Here is a 16,659-nt window from a genome sequence, read left to right as displayed (position 1 = left end):
CGGCGGGCACGTGAAGAGGGGGGAAACGGTTGCTCAACTCACCCCGGAACACCACCACATCCATGGCGTCCACCAGCTCCGCGGCCGCGGCCCACGGACCCGGCAAGGCGACCGGTGTCGTCGACCGCCGTGTCCCGGTGGCGGTGTCCGCTCCGGACCCGATCAGCCGCGAGGGCGCGGTCAGCCAGTTGCGCCGGCACCCGGAGATCGACCTGCGCGAGGAGTCGGGGCCCGGCACGGTGGCCCTGCTCATCGAGGACGCGCTCGACGACGCGGCGCTCACCCGGCTGCGCCGGATCGTGCGCAGCGAGGGCGCGCGGGCCGTGCTGGTGATCGGCGCGATCCGCGAGAGCGAACTGCTCGACGTCGTCGAGTGCGGCGTCGGCGCCATCGTCTGGCGGCACGAGGCCACCGCCCACCGGCTGGTGCAGGCCGTCCTGGCCGCCTCGCGCGGCGACGGCGACCTGCCCGCGGACCTGCTGGGCCGGCTCATCAGCCAGGTCGGCACGCTGCACCGGGGCGCGGCGGGCCGCCCCGGCGCCCCCTCGCTGGGCCTCGCACCCCGAGAGGTGGACGTCCTGCGGCTGGTCGCCGAGGGTCTCGACACCGGAGAGATCGCCGGCAAGTTGTCCTACTCCGAACGCACCGTCAAGAACGTCATGCACGGGCTCACCACACGGCTCCATCTGCGCAACCGCGCCCATGCAGTGGCCTATGCCCTGCGGGAAGGCTACATCTGACCGAACGGGCAATCGAGGGCGGACCCTTCGGTCCGTACGGGCAGGGCTTCCTGCCCGTCCGTCGTCCCCGGGACGCGTGCGGCCGGACGGACCCGGAGGAACGATCGGTGAGGGCATCGGTGACAGGCGCCGGTGACCGGTGGCGGCAGTGTGCGGGCCGTGCGGAGTCGAGTGCGGCCAGGGCAGGAGCGCGAGCGTGATCCACGAGGTGGACGAGGTCCTCAAGTCCCTCCTCAAGGGCGGGGCCCTGACGGACTCGGGCATCGACGTGGCCTTCGAGGCACCCACCCGTGACTGGGCGGCCCGGCGCAACGCGCCCGTGGTCAACGCCTACTTGTACGACATCCGCGAGGACGTGAGCCGGCGGCACCGCGGCCATGTGGCGGTGCGCGACCAGGACGAGATCGTCGTCAAGCGCCGTCAGCCGCCCCGCTGGTTCCGGCTGTCGTACCTGGTGACCGCCTGGACGAAGACCCCGCAGGACGAACACCGACTGCTGTCCGCCGTACTGGCGACCCTGCTGCCCCGCGAGCAACTCCCCCCCTACGAACTACCCGGCGCACTCGGTGCGATGGGGCTCCCGATGCCGATGACGGTGGCCGGCGCCCAGACCGAGTCCCGTTCCCTCGCCGAGATCTGGTCCGCCCTGGGCGGCGAGCTGAAGCCGTCTCTCGACCTGGTGCTCACCGTGCCCTTCCCGTCCTTCCCCGAGTACGACGCCGGGCCCCCGGTCACCGAGGGCGCGACGGTCCGGGTCGGCGGCATCGAGGGCGACCCGCCGATGTCCGAGGGCCGCTCGCACCGGCCGCACCAGGTGGTGGCGGCCCGCGCGGCCCGCAAGGCCGTGACGGACGGCCGCACGAAACGACAGTGACGACAGTGACGACCGCGAACACCCAGCCCCAGCCTCAGCCCCAGCCTCAGCCCCAGAGCCAGACCCAGAGCCAGAGCCAGAGCCAGAGCCGCACCCACGCTCCCGTCACCGGCTCTGCCGCCGGCACACCGGCCACCGCACCGCCCGGCGAGTCCGGTGGCTCCGGTGGCTCCGGCCGGGCGCTGCTCGACCGGCTCGCCGTCCTGCGGGACCGGGTGGCCTCGCTGGTCGAGCACCGCACCGCCGACGACCCCACGGCCGACGACCCGCTGCGCGGCCTGTACCTGCCGGACGAGGCCGTCCACCACCTGCTGCGCACCTGGCCGTCCGCCGACGCCGACCCGGAGCCCGCGGCCCCGGCCGTCCCCGTCGGCGCTCCGGCCGGTCCCGGGGACCGGCTGGCCCGGCTGGCCGGGCGGACGGGGCTGACCGAGCTGGACACCGCCGCCCTGCTCGTCGCCCTCGCCCCCGACGTCGACCGCACGTTCGAGCCGCTCTACGGCTACCTCAACAACGACGTGAGCCGCCGCCGCGCCACCGTGGGCCTCGCCCTCGACCTGTGCGGGGTGCCCGCGCACCTGGCGACGGCGCGGGCCAGGTTCCACGCCTCGGCCCCGCTGCGCGCGCTCGGCCTGCTGGAGTTGGAGGAACCCGAGCGCCCCTTCCTGACCCGTTCGCTGCGCGTCCCGGACCGGCTCGTCGGTCATCTCCTGGGCGACGACACCCCGGACGCCGCGCTCCTCGGCCTGCTGCTCCCCATGCCGGACCCGCTGCCCGCCGCGGGCGGCGACGCCGACGCCGACGTCTTCGTCCGGCGCCTGGCCGCCCGGCTGAAGGACGGCCCGCTCACCGCCTATCTGCGCGAACCGCGCGAGGGCGACGGCCTGGCCGCCCTCTCCACCGTCCTGGCCGCCGCGGGCGTCGACGCGCTGCGCTGCACCGACCCCGAGGACCACGTGCCCGCGCTGCTGCGCGAGGCCCGCCTCGACGGCCGGGCGATCGTGGTGTCGGGCCTGCCCGAGAAGCCGGGCCCGCTGGTGCGGGCGCTGACCGCCGCGACCGGCGTGACCGTCCTCATGACGGACCCGCGCCCCTACGACCCGCACTGGGCGCCGGCCGACCCGCTCGTCCTGGACGCCCCGGGCCGCCGGGCCGGTGGCGTGGCCGTCTGGCGGGCCGCGCTGGGCACCGACGCCGACGGGTTCGACCTGGCCACGGCCGTCGCCCCGTACCGGCTCGGCGGCGACCGCATCCAGCGGGCCGCGCACACCGCCCAGGCCCTCGCCGCCTTCGACGGCACCCCGGTCGGCGCCGAGCACGTCCGGCTGGCCGCCCGGCGGCAGTCGGCGTCCGGGCTGGAGAGCCACGCCCGCCGCATCCGGCCGGACGTGGACTGGCAGGACCTGGTGCTGCCCGACAAGCCCCTGGTGCAGCTCCGCGAGCTGGCCCTGCGCGCCCGGCACCGCGACCGGGTCCTGGGCGACTGGCGGCTCAGCGCGGGCGGCGGCCGGGGCCGGGGCGTCCTCGGCCTGTTCGCGGGCGAGTCCGGCACCGGCAAGACCCTGTCGGCCGAGGTGGTCGCCGCCGACCTGGGCCTCGACCTGTACGTGGTCCAGCTGTCGTCGGTCGTCGACAAGTACGTCGGCGAGACCGAGAAGAACCTGGAGCGGATCTTCACGGAGGCCGACCGCACCGACGCCGTACTCCTCTTCGACGAGGCCGACGCCGTCTTCGGCAAGCGCTCCGAGGTCAAGGACGCCCACGACAAGTACGCCAACATGGAGAGCGCCTACCTGCTCCAGCGGCTGGAGTCCTTCGACGGCATCGCCCTGCTCACCACCAACCTGCGCGCCAACATCGACGAGGCGTTCACCCGCCGGCTGGACCTGGTCGTCGACTTCCCGTTCCCGGACGTCGAGCAGCGCCTGGCCCTGTGGCGGCACAGCCTGTCCCGGGTCCCGTCCTCCGACGGCATCGACCCGGGGGTGCTGGCCCGGGACTTCGAGCTGGCCGGCGGGTCGATCCGCAGCGCGGTCGTCACGGCCGCGTACCTCGCCGCCGGACGCGACGACATGGTGACGGCGGACGACCTCCTGGAGGGCGCCCGCCGCGAGTACCGCAAGGCCGGGAGGCTGGTCCCGGGCGAAGGCGGCTGGTGACCGCCGCCGGGACCGCCCTAGCCGTCAGCCCCTGTTCGGGTGGATGATCTTCCACTCCTGGTCGTCGACGTTGCTGCAATTGTCGAGCACCATCTTGGAGAAGAGGGCACCGCCGTTCGCGCCCTCGACGCCGAGGCACTTCTGGTTGCTGGAGAAGTTGCGGATCCAGTAGTCCCCGCTCTCCTGCTTGTCGATCCACCAGAGCTGGTTGTCGGTCGAGGTGGTGCTGTCGCAGGTGAACTCGGTGACGGGCGTCCCCACGGCAGCGGCACCGTGGTAGGGCAGGTCCATGCAGAACTTGTCCTTGATGTTCCGGATCTGGAAGAGCGCCGCCCCACCGGGGCCGCCCTTCGCGTACTTCACTTCGAGGTCCCAGATCTGGTTGTCCCCGTCGGTGTCGTCGCAGACGGCCTGCTGAACGGGCCCGTCGAGCGCGCCCTTCTCCCGACCGGGGAGTTCGGCGCACATGTTGCTGGTGGTGTTCCGCAGCAGGATGTTCTTGGCGGGGACCACCGGCTGCACAGCCGGCTTGGGCTTCTTCGACTCGCCGCCACCGCCGCCGCCGCCCTTGTCGCCGCCGTCGCCGCCGTCGCTCTTCTCCGACTCCTGCGCGGCCGGCGGCTGCTGCACCTGCGGCTGCTCGACGGGCGCGGACTCGGCGCTGCTGGGCAGCGCCTCAGGCGTCGCACTCGGGCTGGGCATGAGGGCGGCACCCGCCTGCTCGGTCTGCTCGGTCGCACTCGTACGGACCTGCGGCTTGTACGCGATCCAGATCATCACGAACGCGATCGCCAACGCGAGGAAGATCCCGAAGAACGTAGCGAGCCAGCGCGGCAGGAACCCGCGCTGGACGTAGGTGCCCTCGATCTCGGTCGGGTCCACCCCGGACCGGCGTACCGCCAGCGTGTAGGGCCGTTCCTCCTTCGCGCCGAACCAGATGATCTGCTTCGGCTTCAGCGTCGTCTCCACGAACGCCGCACGACCCGGCTCGATCTGCACATTCCCCGGCCGCACCTCGTACGACAGATGATCACCATGATCACTGCCCGCGATCGACGCGGTCACCTTGGTGTTGCCGAGGTTGTCCACCGCGAGGCGCGGCCGACCCCGGAACCGGCCCTTCACCGTCGGCGGCACCAACTCCGCCCGCACCTCGGTGAACGCCGTGATCGTCAGGTTCCCCTCCGGAACCGTCACCGCGTCCGGATGCTCCGTCGGCAGAATCCGCACCGCATAGGGATTGGGTCCCGCCACCGCGTCGGGGGTGCGGGGCGGAGCGAACGTCAGCTCCACCGTGCCCGTCGTCCCCGGATACAACCGCAACGTCTGCGGCTCCACCGTCGTCCAGGGAGCCACATCCCCGACCGGCTCGAACCGGTACTCGTCGACGACATCACCGGTATTACGCACCCTCAGGCGCACACGCGTACTACTGCCGGGGTCCACAGTCGCGGACGCGGGCTCCAGGGAAGTCCACAGGCTCACACGCCGACGCTACGGGTCAACTCCGCGCCCGTCAGCGGCACTCGGGGCAGTACTCGCTGCCCCGAGGTACCTGATCGTACGACTTTTCGGACCCTGTCTCAGTCCTTCGACGGGCGGATGATCTGCCACTCCTGGTCGTCGGTGTTGGTGCAGGTGGCGATGTTCAGCGGGGTCTCGGTGCCGCCGTTCTGGCCCTTCACGTTCAGGCATTTGTGGGCACTGGCGAAGTTGCGGATCCAGTAGTTCCCGCTCGCCTGCTTGTCGATCCACCACAGCTGGTTGTCCGCCTTGGTGCCGTCGCAGTGGAACTCGGCGATCCCCGTGCCCTCCGGGCGGGCGCCGTATTCACCCAGGTCCATGCACAGCTGGTCCGTGACGTTGCGGATCTGGAAGAGCTTGACCCCGTTGGGTCCGCCGTTCTCGTACTTGACCTCGAGGTTCCAGTACTCGTTGTCGCCCTCTTCGTGGCAGTTGGCCTGCTGGACGATCCCGTTGACCTTGCCCTTGTCCCGTCCGGGGATGTCGGCGCACATGTGGGTGGTGGCGTTGCGCAGCATGATGTTCATGGCGGGGACCACGTCCGGCTTCTTCGCGGGCTTCTTGGACTCCCCGCCCCCGCCGCCGCCTCCGCCACCGGCACCGCCGCCAGCGCCGTCGTTCTCGGGCTCCTCGGAGGCCGGCTGCTCGGGCTCCGCTTCGGGCGCGGACTCGGCACTGCTGGGCAGCGCCTCCGGCGTCGCACTCGGGCTGGGCACGAGAGCGGCACCGGCCTGCTCGGTCTGCTCGGTCGCACTCGTACGGACCTGCGGCTTGTACGCGATCCAGATCATCACGAACGCGATCGCCAACGCCAGAAAGATCCCGAAGAACGTCGCCAGCCAGCGCGGCAGGAAGCCGCGCTGGACATACGTCCCCTCGATCTCGGTCGGGTCCACCCCGGACCGGCGCACCGCCAGCGTGTAGGGCCGTTCCTCCTTCGCGCCGAACCAGATGATCTGCTTCGGCTTCAGCGTCGTCTCCACGAACGCCGCACGACCCGGCTCGATCTGCACATTCCCCGGCCGCACCTCGTACGACAGATGATCACCGTGATCACTGCCCGCGACCGAAGCCGTCACCTTCGTATTGCCGAGATTGTCCACCGCGAGGCGCGGCCGCCCCCGGAACCGGCCCTTCACCGTCGGCGGCACCAACTCCGCCCGCACCTCGGTGAACGCCGTGATCGTCAGGTTCCCCTCCGGAACCGTCACCGCGTCCGGATGCTCCGTCGGCAGAATCCGCACCGCATAAGGATTCGGCCCCGCCACCGCATCCGGCGTCCGCGGCGGAGCGAACGTCAGCTCCACCGACCCCGTCGTCCCCGGATACAACCGCAACGTCTGCGGCTCCACCGTCGTCCAGGGAGCCACATCCCCCACTGGCTCGAACCGGTACTCGTCAACGACATCACCGGTGTTGCGGACCCGCAGGCGCACACGCGTGCTGCTGCCGGGGTCGACGGTGGCGGACGCGGGCTCCAGGGAAGTCCAAAGGCTCACACGCCGACGCTACGCGGAGCCTTACCCGGACGTCAGGAGTCGCAAGGGCAAAGGCGGTTGCCCTTGCATACGCCGTCAGACCGTGATGCGAACCGCCTCCAGCTGGAGTCGGTCGTTCTCCATGTTGCTGCCGAAGTACCGCCAGTTCCCGGGCTCGGTGCAGCCCTGCTGCTGCCAGCCCTTGTCCTTGACGTGGGTGTTGGGGCAGACGGTGCCTTCGACGGTCTTGAGGGTGAACCCCTCCATCGGCGAGACCGCCTCCTTGGTGCTGCCCAGGTACATGTCGGTCTTGTCGGGGGCGCTCTCCCACTTGCTGCCGTTGAGCCACGCCTCGACCACATGGGCCCCGTTGCCCGTCACGCCCTTGGTCCCGGACACGGCGATGTTCAGGGCCTTGATCGGGAGGTTCTTGCCGACCGTGCCGGCCTCGGCACCGTCGCAGACCGGGGCCTGCCAGCCCTGGTCGGCCACGTAGGCGCGGTAGCAGATGTGCCGGCCCTCACTGCGGGCGGCGACCTCCTTCACGGCCGTGGCCGCGGTACGCACGGGCGGCTTGGGCTTCTTGGACTCACCGCCGCCGCCTCCTCCGCCGCCGCCGCCCTTGTCGCCGCCGTCGCCGCCGTCGCTCTTCTCCGACTCCTGCGCGGCCGGCGGTTGCTGCACCTGCGGCTGCTCGACGGGCGCGGACTCGGCGCTGCTGGGCAGTGCCTCAGGCGTCGCACTCGGGCTGGGCATGAGGGCGGCACCCGCCTGCTCGGTCTGCTCGGTCGCACTCGTACGGACCTGCGGCTTGTACGCGATCCAGATCATCACGAACGCGATCGCCAACGCCAGAAAGATCCCGAAGAACGTCGCCAGCCAGCGCGGCAGGAACCCGCGCTGGACGTAGGTGCCCTCGATCTCGGTCGGGTCCACCCCGGACCGGCGCACCGCCAGCGTGTAGGGCCGTTCCTCCTTCGCGCCGAACCAGATGATCTGCTTCGGCTTCAGCGTCGTCTCCACGAACGCCGCACGACCCGGCTCGATCTGCACATTCCCCGGCCGCACCTCGTACGACAGATGATCACCATGATCACTGCCCGCGATCGACGCGGTCACCTTGGTGTTGCCGAGGTTGTCCACCGCGAGGCGCGGCCGACCCCGGAACCGGCCCTTCACCGTCGGCGGCACCAACTCCGCCCGCACCTCGGTGAACGCCGTGATCGTCAGGTTCCCCTCCGGAACCGTCACCGCGTCCGGATGCTCCGTCGGCAGAATCCGCACCGCATACGGATTCGGCCCCGCCACCGCATCCGGCGTACGCGGCGGAGCGAACGTCAGCTCCACCGACCCCGTCGTCCCCGGATACAACCGCAACGTCTGCGGCTCCACCGTCGTCCAGGGAGCCACATCCCCCACTGGCTCGAACCGGTACTCGTCCACCACGTCACCGGTATTACGCACCCTCAGGCGCACACGCGTACTACTGCCGGGGTCCACAGTCGCGGACGCGGGCTCCAGCGAAGTCCACAGGCTCACACGCCGACGCTACGGGTGGCCCGATCCGGCGTCAGGTCTCGGCAGGGCACATTGCGTTGCCCTAAAGGGCCGTTCACGGGGTGAGCGGGACTAGTCCGCGTCCTCCACGTCGTGCGCCACCGCTCGCTGGGCGACGACGGACGGGGCGGCGGTGTGCCCGGCCTTGAAGGCCGCGCCGTCGTTCACCGCCGCGACCTCGGAACTCTGCCCCGGGTCGGTGACGGCGGGGCTGCCGCCGCTCCCGCTGCCCGTCTCCGTGATGCCCCGGCTGTTCTTGTCGAGGTGGCTGGCCTCGTGGGCGAGGATCTCCTCGTTGCCGATGGCGGACGGGCCGAGGAACACGTCCATCCCGATCGTCATGGCCTCGGCCCCCATGGCCGCCGTCGCGCGCTGAGCGACCGGGCCCGTGTACATGCGGGCGCCGACGAGGGCGGGGTTGTCGTAGAACGGCACCGCCTTGTCGAGGAAGCTCCCGGGAAGCGACGAACTGGGCGACTCCTTGGCCTCCTTCAGGAGCTGGTGCTGCCCCTCCGGGCTCCGGTCGTCGATCCCGTCGTGCCCGCAGCCCGCGCCGTGCTGGTGCGCTTCCGGGTCGGTGCGGCGCTGGACGGTGTGCCCGCAGCCGGGGCCGTGCTGGTGCGTGTCCCGGGCGACGACCCGCTGGACGGCGGCGTTGCCGGCCGAGCCCTGAAGCGCCAAGACCGTCGCCGGGGTCATCGGCGCCCCGCTGACTCCGGCGGTGGGCGCGGGCGCGGCCCGGTGCGGGGTGCGGCCGCCCCGGGCGGCCAGCTGGTCGGCGGCTTCCTCGTGCGCGCGCACCATGCGCTCCCTTCGACACCGGACGTGTGACCCTCAGCCTTACCGCAGCTTCGCCTGCCGCCGACAGGTCTCCGCGGGCAACCCCGGGGGCAACGGCCCCCGGGGCCGCGTCAGGACACGGCACACGGCACACGGCACACGGCACACGGCACACAACAATCAGCGATTGACGCTCAGAGCGAGCTGAGCTGTTTGGCGATCGCCTCTTCCCATTCCTTCTGCTGCCCGGGGTCGTTGAGCGACGCCAGCCAGTCCTCTTCCTCCTGCTTGTGGTCATCCGGTCCGCACTTGAGTGCCTTGAGGAACTCACGTGCCTCGTCGCGGATGTCCTTGGGAACGTTCCTGCCCGCGGGAACGGCCGGCCCGGCTGCGACCGCGTAGATCTCCTGTGCCCTGAGCTGCCGCTTCCCCTGCGGGATGGAGTGCGTCACCATGGCCGCCTCCTTCCACGCGTCGCGCCTCCTGCCCCTCCTGCTCGTGCCGTCCTTGGACATCCTCGGCGCCTCGTCCGTCTCGGGGGCCTTCGGCTCCTCGGTTCCCTCCTGGGCCGGCGTGGTGCGGGCGTACCGGTCCGGCTGGCGTACCGAGATGTAGCGCTTGTTGGCCTTCTTCACGCCCTTCTTGGCGGCGAGGCCGCCCAGGAACCCCGCCGTCAGACCGCCCGCGACGCCAGGAGCGATACCGCCCGTGACCGCGCCCGTGGCGGCGGCGATCGCCACGGCACCGGCTGCGATGCGCGCGAGGTTGCCCGTCAGGTTGGCGAAGCGGTGCCCCAGCTTCCACTTCTTCTTGTGCACCACGTATTCCCGTGCGCTGGCCATCTGCTCCCGCACCTCTGTCCTGAGGCTCTCGACGCGGGTCCGCCGTTCCTCGACGGCGGCCAGGACCGCCGTGTCCGCGCCGTCCGCCGAGTCCCCCAGCCTGGACGACGCCTGGGCCAGCTCGTCGGTGGCCGTCCCCAGGTCGCCCAGTACGTCCTGGAGTTTCCGGTCGCGCTTCGCGGCTACGTCGCTGAAGTGGTCCTTCAGCTCCTTGCGCTGGGCGTGGGTGTTCTTGATGACCATGCTGTCGCGGCCCACGTGTATGGCCGAGAACGAGATGGTGAGGGCACCGCTGGCGTCCGCGAGCGCGGCCGTCCCCGCCAGGTCTCCGGCGGTCTTCGTACCCGTGTTGGCGATCTTGAGGACGTCGTTGGCGGCCATCTGGGAGCTGCTCGCCAGCCCGAGGGGCTTGCCCACGTAGTTCTTTCGGTGCGCATGGGAAGCCGGGCCCGACTCCTTGCGCTTGGCGGACGCGTCCTTGATCGCCGCGATGTCGTTCACGGCCCCGGTCACGTCGCTGACGAGGTTGATCGGGTTCTCGACGTTCTGCTGGATCACGGTGTCGTGCGCCGTCGCGTGGTCCCCTTGCTTCATCGATGCCGACTGGACCGTCGCCGCGGGCGGCGCACTGCCGCGCAGCACCAGCGTGTCGGGGACGTCGGCCCACGGCTTGGTCTTGGCGGAGGCCTTCTTGACCGCCTGCCCGGTACCGTCGACCGCGCGCCCGACACCGCTGGACGAGGCCTCGCCCGTCTTCTCCTCGGCCGTCTTCTCGTCCGCCGCCTTCTTCTCGGCCGCCTTCTCGTCCGCCTTCTTCTCCGCGGCCTTCTTCTCGGTCTCCTTCGCCGCGGCCAGTGCCGTCCTCGCCTCGGTTTCGGCCGTCCCTTGGCGCAGCTGCCCCTGCGCCGCGGCCGCCGCCCGCTGCCGGGCCTCGGCCGCCTCCCGCCCGAGGCGGGTCACCTCGGTGAGGGCGGCCGCGTGCTCCGTCTGCTTCTCCCCCGCGGTCCTCGCGTACCCGGCCGCTTCGGTCTGGGCCTCCCTGGCCTTGTCCTGTGCGTCCTGCGCGGTCTTCTCGTGCCCGGCCGCGGCACGCTCGGCGGTCTCGCGCGCCTCCTGCGCGGCCCTGGCCTTGCGGTCCAGCTTCGCCGCCAGGTCCGCGGCTTCCCTCGCGGCCTCGTTCGCCTCGTCCCGGAGCCGGGCGGCCTCCTCCTGGTCGTCGTTCGCCTGCTGCAGCGGCGCACCGGCTCCCGCGGCCTCTTCGCGCCTCCCCTGCGCCTCTTCCCGGGCCGCCTTCACGCCCTTCAGCGCCTGGGCCAGCTCGACGGTCCGCTTCCTCATGGCCGCCGCGAACTGCTCCTCGGATTGCGCCTCCGCATCGGCCTCGGCCGCCTGCTCCTGCGCCCTGTCCTCGGCTTCCCCCGCCCTGCGCGCCGTCTCGTCGGCGGCCTTCAGCTGCGCCGCGGCCTCCTCCGCCCGACGCGAGAACCGACGCACCCTTTCCTCGGCCTCCGCCTGGCCCCTCCGGGCGTCCGCGATCCTTGCGGAGAGCGCGTCCACCAGGTCCTGGGCGTCCTTCCGCCGCTGCTCGGCGGCGTCGGCCTCCTTCGCGAACTCATCGGCCTGATCGAGTACTTCCTTGGCCGCCGCGGCCTTCTTCTCCTCGGTCTCGCCGTGCCTCCCGGCCGCCTGGAGGGATCTTTGCTGCCTCTTCGCCGCGAGCTTCGCCTCGCCCGTCCGGTCCCGTGCCGCGCCGAGCGCGGCCTGCTCCCCCCGCTGCGCGGTCCCGATCTCCCCCTCGAGCTCGTCGGCCCTGTTCCGGGCTGCCGTCTCTTTCTTGCGGGCCTCGATCGCCGTCCCGGACCAGGTCCGCACGTCGGCGGCGGCGTCGGCCCGGGCCTTCGAGGCGTCCGAGACCTTGGCCTTCTGGTCCGCCACCTCGTCCACGGCCGCCTGCCGCTCGGTGGTCGCCTCCTCCACCCGCCGCGTCCCGTCGGCCGGCCGCTCGGTCTCCGTGACCGGTGTGATCCGCAGGTCGTCCGGCGTCGATGAGGCCGCCCGTTCCGGTGCCGGGGCCTTGGGGAGCTGTGCCGTGCCGGGCGCGCGCTGGATCGGCGTACCTACCGCGCGCTGGATCGCCGTACCGGACCCGCGCTGGATCGCCGAGGTCACGGCCCGGTTCCCCGCCGCGGCCTGTAGCGACGCCAGGGGCGGCTGCGGGCGTCCCTGCGGGCGGGACCGCGCCGGGGCGGCCTCGGCCGGGCGGTGTCTCTGCGTCTGGTTCAAGCGGTCCGACACGGACGATCCCCTCCTGACACCCCGTCACCGTCCCCGCAGCGGGCGGGGCAGCGCCCCGGTGCGGCGGGACGGCGCGCCCCGGAACGGGGCTTGATCGCAAGATGACATCCTGGCGAACTGACAGTCGACACAAGACGTTGAATCAGAAACGCCGGGCGTACGCCAGGGGTCCTCGGGGGGAAGTGCCGGGAATGGGCGGGAGTCTGCCCCAACGGGCACGACCGGGGGCAAGGAACATGCCCCTGCTCCGGCACCCGGGGACGTTTCGGCGTCGGCAACGCGCGCGTGAGGCTGAGGGGCGTCCTGTCTCGTACCCCGAGGAGAGCAGAGCATGCCGTCCTACCTGTCGCCCGGCGTCTACGTCGAGGAGGTGGCCAGCGGCTCGCGCCCGATCGAGGGAGTGGGCACGTCGGTGGCGGCCTTCGTCGGTCTCGCCCCGACCGGCCCGCTGAACGAGCCCACGCTGGTGACCAACTGGACGCAGTACGTCGCGGCCTTCGGTGACTTCACCGGCGGGTACTACCTCGCGCACTCCGTCTACGGGTTCTTCAACAACGGCGGCTCCGCCGCCTACGTCGTCCGGGTCGGCGGTTCGGCCGAGGACGCCGTCGCCGACGGCGCGGTGAACGGCGCGGCCGCGCCCGCCGCCGTCACCGGCAGCACCGCCAAGGCGCTGCCCGCCGCCGAGCCCAAGCAGCTCGGCACGTTCGCGGTGACCGCCACCGGCGAGGGCCAGACCGGCCCGCTGACCGTCGAGGTCGCCGACCCCGAGGGCGAGGGCCCCGCCGAGCGCTTCAAGCTGATCGTCAAGGACGGCGACAAGCCGGTCGAGACCTTCGACGTGAGCGCCAAGAAGGGCAACCGCTCCTACGTCGTCACCCAGGTCAAGGAGCGCTCCAAGCTCATCACCGTGACCGAGGCCGCGCCGTCCGCGCAGCTGGTCCGGCCGGAGAACCAGACCCTGACGCTGCCCGCGCCGCCGTCCGCCGCCCCCGCCGTCCCGGCCGGGCAGGCAGAGAGCGCGCACCCCGGCCCCGCCCAGTACCTCGGCGACTCCTCGGACCGCACCGGCTTCGGCGGCCTGGAGGCGATCGACGAGATCTCCATGGTCGCGGTGCCCGACCTGATGGCCGCCTACCAGCGCGGTGCGATCGACCTGGAGGCCGTCAAGGCCGTCCAGCTCGGTCTCATAGCCCACTGCGAGCTGATGGGCGACCGCGTCGCCATCATCGACCCGCCGCCGAACCAGAACGCCCGCCAGATCCGCGTCTGGCGCCAGGAGACGGCTGGCTACGACTCCAAGTACGCCGCCCTGTACTACCCCTGGATCAAGTCCTTCGACCCGGCCACCGGCCAGTCCCGCCTGGTCCCGCCGAGCGGCCACGTCGCCGGCATCTGGGCCCGCAACGACTCCGAGCGCGGCGTGCACAAGGCCCCCGCCAACGAGGTCGTCCGCGGCGCCGTCGACCTGGAGCTTCAGATCACCCGCGGCGAGCAGGACCTGCTCAACCCGATCGGCGTCAACTGCATCCGCTCCTTCCCCGGCCGCGGCATCCGCGTCTGGGGTGCCCGCACCCTCTCCTCCGACCCGGCGTGGCGCTACCTGAACATCCGCAGGTACTTCAACTACCTGGAGGAGTCGATCCTGATCGGCACCCAGTGGGTGGTGTTCGAGCCGAACGACCACAACCTCTGGGCCCGCATCCGCCGCAACGTCTCCGCGTTCCTGGTCAACGAGTGGCGCAACGGCGCCCTCTTCGGCCAGAGCCCCGACCAGGCCTACTACGTCAAGTGCGACGAGGAGACCAACCCGCCGGAGTCCGTCGACCTCGGCCGGGTCGTCTGCGAGATCGGCATCGCGCCGGTCAAGCCCGCCGAGTTCGTCATCTTCCGGCTCGCCCAGTTCTCCAGCGGCGGCGGCGAACTGGACGAGTAGGCGGACCGCGCCCCCGCCCTTGTCCCACATCCTCTAGAAGGACAGCGAACCCATGTCTCTCCCCAAACCCGAAGACGTACTCGTCGCACCGAATTTCGGCATCCAGATCGACGGTGTGATGGTCGAGTACCTCAACTCGGTCTCCAACCTTCAGATCGAGCAGGACGTCATCAGGTACCAGCAGAACCAGGGCACGACCGGCCGCAACAACGTCACCCTGATGCCGGGCGTGGCCAAGGACGGCTCGGTCCAGGTCGAACGCGGTATGAGCCAGTCGTCGGTGTTCACCCAGTGGATCAACGACTCCATGGCGGGCCGGATGGCCACCGCCCGCAAGAACGCCACGATCATCGTGATGGACTACGAGGACAACCCGGTCAAGCGCTGGAACCTGCGCAACGCCTGGTGCAGCAAGGTCGTGGCGGGCACCCTGAAGGCGGGTGACACCAACGCGCTCACCGAGACCATCACCATCGTGTTCGAAGAACTGGTCGTCGAGTAATGCGCCGCAGCACCGCCAAGGCACCCGCCGCGGCACCCCAGAACGCGGCGGCGGGAGCGGACTTCCCCCGTTCGGCTCCCGCCGCCGCGCCCACGGAGGCGCCGGCCGGTTCTCCGGCCGGCCCTCCCGCCGGGCCCCCCGTCGACACCGCCCCGAGGCAGCAGATGCAGACCGAGTTCCCCTTCGAGCTGCCGCGCGGGTACGTCGACGAGTCGGGCACGGTGCACCGGGACGGTGTGATGCGCCTGTCGACGGCGCGGGACGAGCTGATCCCGCTGCGCGACGTGCGGGTGCAGGAGAACCCGGCGTACCTGTCGGTGGTGCTGCTCGGCCGGGTCATCACCCGGCTGGGCACGCTGGCGATGGTGCACGACGGCGTCGTGGAGAACATGTTCGCCTCCGACCTGGCGTTCCTCCAGGACTTCTACCGGCAGATCAACGCGGAGGGGCACACCCGGGCGGCCGTGGAGTGCCCGCACTGCTCGGAGCCCTTCGAGGTGGAACTCGGCGGGAGCCGCCTGGGGGAATCGTGACGTACGCGACCGACCGGCTGCACGAGGAGATCGCGTACGTCGCCTACCACTTCCACTGGAGCCTGGAGGCGATCCTGGACCTGGAACACCAGGACCGCCGCCGGTACACGGACCAGATCGCGTCCCTCGTGACGCGAGGCACGGCGGAGGGCTGATCGGTGGGACTCCTGGACCGGCTGCGGGGCCGTCGCGACGACGGCGGAGGTAACGGGAACGGGGGCGGGAGCGCGGCATCGGCGGCGGGCCCGTCCACCGGGACGGGTCCGCCCGCGGACACCGGCTCGCGTCCGGACCCGGGCGCGGGCGGGAGTCCGGCGGCCGCGTCCGGCCCCGCACCCGTGGCCGTCGCCGCCTGGACGGGCCTGCCGCCGATCCAGCGCGCCACGGGCGCGGACCGTACGGGGGTGGCGGACGCCGCTTTCGGCGGCCGCCTCCCGACCTGGCAGGACCCGTCGTTCACCCGGGCGCCGTCCCCGGGGGTGCTCAACCCGGCGGCCGGCGAGAGCCTGCTGTCCGGCGCCTTCGACGCGTCGGCCCGTCAGGCCTCCCCCACGCCCCTGGCCCGCCCGGCCGGGGCACCGCCGGTGCAGCGGATGCCGGTCGCGCCGCTGCGCGCGATACCGGCGGACGCACCGTCCCCGGCCACGGCGCCGACCACTCCCACGGGTGCCGCCCCGAGGGCACGCGGTGGTGCGTCGGGTACGCCGGGCAGGCCGGGTGTGTCGGCTGCGCCGGGCCCCGCGCCGACGGCGGCCGCGCCGTCGGCCACGTCCCCGGCCGCGCCGGTCCAGCGGGCGCGTTCCGCCGGGACGGCGTCGCCCGCCGTGCCCGCGAGCACGCCGGCCCCGGCCTCCCGCGGCGTCCGGGTGACCCCGGTACCGGCGCCGCCCGCGGCTCCGCTTCCGCGGCAGTCGCTGACCAAGGCCCCGTCCGGATCACCGGCCGTGCAGCGCCGTGCGTTGCCGGCCAGCCGCCGGACGACGGGCACCGCCCCGGCAACGTCCGGCACGGCTTCTTCCGGCACGGCTTCTTCCGGCACGGCTTCTTCCGGTACGACTTCTTCCCGCACGGCGTCGTCCGGCACGGCTTCTTCCGGTACGGCGCCCTCGTCGGCGGACGCCGACCGGGCGGACCCCGGCTCGGCACCGGCCGGGGGCGCCTCCCCGGCCCGCGGTTCCGGCACCCCGGCGCCCGCACCGACCGGTGCACCCGCGCAGCGGGCGGTGTCCGCGCCCGGGACCACACCGGCCCCCGGCACGTCCGGCGGCGCGACGGCACCGGCGTCCCCGGTACGGCGGCCCGACGGCGGCGCCCCGGCGACCCCGGCTCCGGCTCCGGCGAACAGCGGTGCCGGGTCCGGCACACCGCCGGTCCAGCGCACCGCCGTACGGCCGTCCGGCCCCACTCCGGCCGACGCGCCGGCAGGACGCGGCACCCGG

12 protein-coding genes and 1 pseudogene are annotated in these 16,659 nt (G+C 72.3%); 7 read left to right on the top strand and 6 right to left on the bottom strand.

All coding sequences use genetic code 11. From position 1 onward, the window contains the following. Positions 1 to 29: 29 nt before the first annotated feature. The 3 genes from B9W62_RS21290 (at position 30) to B9W62_RS21280 (ending at position 3,773) form a co-directional block, all read left to right on the top strand. On the top strand, positions 30 to 740 hold the full coding sequence (locus B9W62_RS21290; protein WP_179235592.1) for a helix-turn-helix transcriptional regulator: 711 nt from the start codon (positions 30 to 32) through the stop codon (positions 738 to 740). Between the two features lie 196 nt (positions 741 to 936). Beyond that, positions 937 to 1,614: a Pvc16 family protein gene (locus B9W62_RS21285; RefSeq protein WP_087808655.1), complete on the top strand. Its 678-nt coding sequence runs from the start codon at positions 937 to 939 to the stop codon at positions 1,612 to 1,614. A gap of 5 nt (positions 1,615 to 1,619) precedes the next feature. Continuing rightward, positions 1,620 to 3,773 carry an ATP-binding protein gene (locus tag B9W62_RS21280; RefSeq protein ID WP_373433695.1) on the top strand — a complete coding sequence of 718 codons (2,154 nt, stop codon included), beginning with the start codon at positions 1,620 to 1,622 and terminating at the stop codon, positions 3,771 to 3,773. Between the two features lie 24 nt (positions 3,774 to 3,797). On the opposite strand, the gene B9W62_RS21275 is transcribed toward B9W62_RS21280, so the two are convergent. The 5 genes from B9W62_RS21275 to B9W62_RS21255 all read right to left on the bottom strand — a co-directional run bounded on the left by B9W62_RS21275 (position 3,798) and on the right by B9W62_RS21255 (position 12,123). After that, on the bottom strand, positions 3,798 to 5,258 hold the full coding sequence (locus B9W62_RS21275) for an RICIN domain-containing protein (RefSeq protein WP_087808654.1): 1,461 nt from the start codon (positions 5,256 to 5,258) through the stop codon (positions 3,798 to 3,800). Between the two features lie 98 nt (positions 5,259 to 5,356). Further along, a complete protein-coding gene (locus tag B9W62_RS21270; protein ID WP_087808653.1) occupies positions 5,357 to 6,796 on the bottom strand; it encodes an RICIN domain-containing protein in 1,440 nt (479 codons plus the stop codon). Between the two features lie 75 nt (positions 6,797 to 6,871). Beyond that, positions 6,872 to 8,314, bottom strand: coding sequence for a hydrolase (locus B9W62_RS21265; RefSeq protein WP_087808652.1), 1,443 nt, complete (start codon positions 8,312 to 8,314; stop codon positions 6,872 to 6,874). Positions 8,315 to 8,404: 90 nt separating this feature from the next. Continuing rightward, positions 8,405 to 9,136 carry an eCIS core domain-containing protein gene (locus tag B9W62_RS21260; protein WP_256976539.1) on the bottom strand — a complete coding sequence of 244 codons (732 nt, stop codon included), beginning with the start codon at positions 9,134 to 9,136 and terminating at the stop codon, positions 8,405 to 8,407. Positions 9,137 to 9,306: 170 nt separating this feature from the next. Next, the gene (locus B9W62_RS21255; RefSeq protein WP_256976538.1) at positions 9,307 to 12,123 is read right to left on the bottom strand and encodes a hypothetical protein; all 2,817 of its coding nucleotides are present in this window, start codon (positions 12,121 to 12,123) and stop codon (positions 9,307 to 9,309) included. Positions 12,124 to 12,580: 457 nt separating this feature from the next. Here B9W62_RS21255 and B9W62_RS21250 point away from each other — a divergent pair, with 457 nt between their 5' ends. From B9W62_RS21250 to B9W62_RS40260, 4 genes are read left to right on the top strand one after another with little or no spacing between them, the layout of a single operon-like run. Then, entirely contained in the window at positions 12,581 to 14,185 is a 1,605-nt protein-coding gene (locus B9W62_RS21250; RefSeq protein ID WP_087808650.1) for a phage tail sheath subtilisin-like domain-containing protein, read from the top strand. A 52-nt stretch (positions 14,186 to 14,237) separates the two neighbouring features. Next, positions 14,238 to 14,687, top strand: a complete 450-nt coding sequence (locus B9W62_RS21245) for a phage tail protein (RefSeq protein WP_003974723.1) — start codon at positions 14,238 to 14,240, stop codon at positions 14,685 to 14,687. Continuing rightward, positions 14,687 to 15,220: a hypothetical protein gene (locus B9W62_RS21240; RefSeq protein WP_087808649.1), complete on the top strand. Its 534-nt coding sequence runs from the start codon at positions 14,687 to 14,689 to the stop codon at positions 15,218 to 15,220. The genes B9W62_RS21245 and B9W62_RS21240 overlap by 1 nt, the downstream gene beginning before the upstream one ends. Next, positions 15,217 to 15,375, top strand: coding sequence for a DUF6760 family protein (locus B9W62_RS40260; protein ID WP_007450918.1), 159 nt, complete (start codon positions 15,217 to 15,219; stop codon positions 15,373 to 15,375). Before B9W62_RS21240 ends, B9W62_RS40260 begins: the two co-directional genes overlap by 4 nt. A gap of 383 nt (positions 15,376 to 15,758) precedes the next feature. Here the strand turns inward: B9W62_RS40260 and B9W62_RS40255 are convergent. Beyond that, positions 15,759 to 16,659 (bottom strand): annotated as a pseudogene (locus tag B9W62_RS40255) (hypothetical protein); the annotation flags it as partial.

Source organism: Streptomyces sp. CS113, from assembly GCF_002188365.1.
Classification (GTDB): domain Bacteria; phylum Actinomycetota; class Actinomycetes; order Streptomycetales; family Streptomycetaceae; genus Streptomyces; species Streptomyces tendae.
This window is presented reverse-complemented; position numbering and strand designations above follow the sequence as displayed.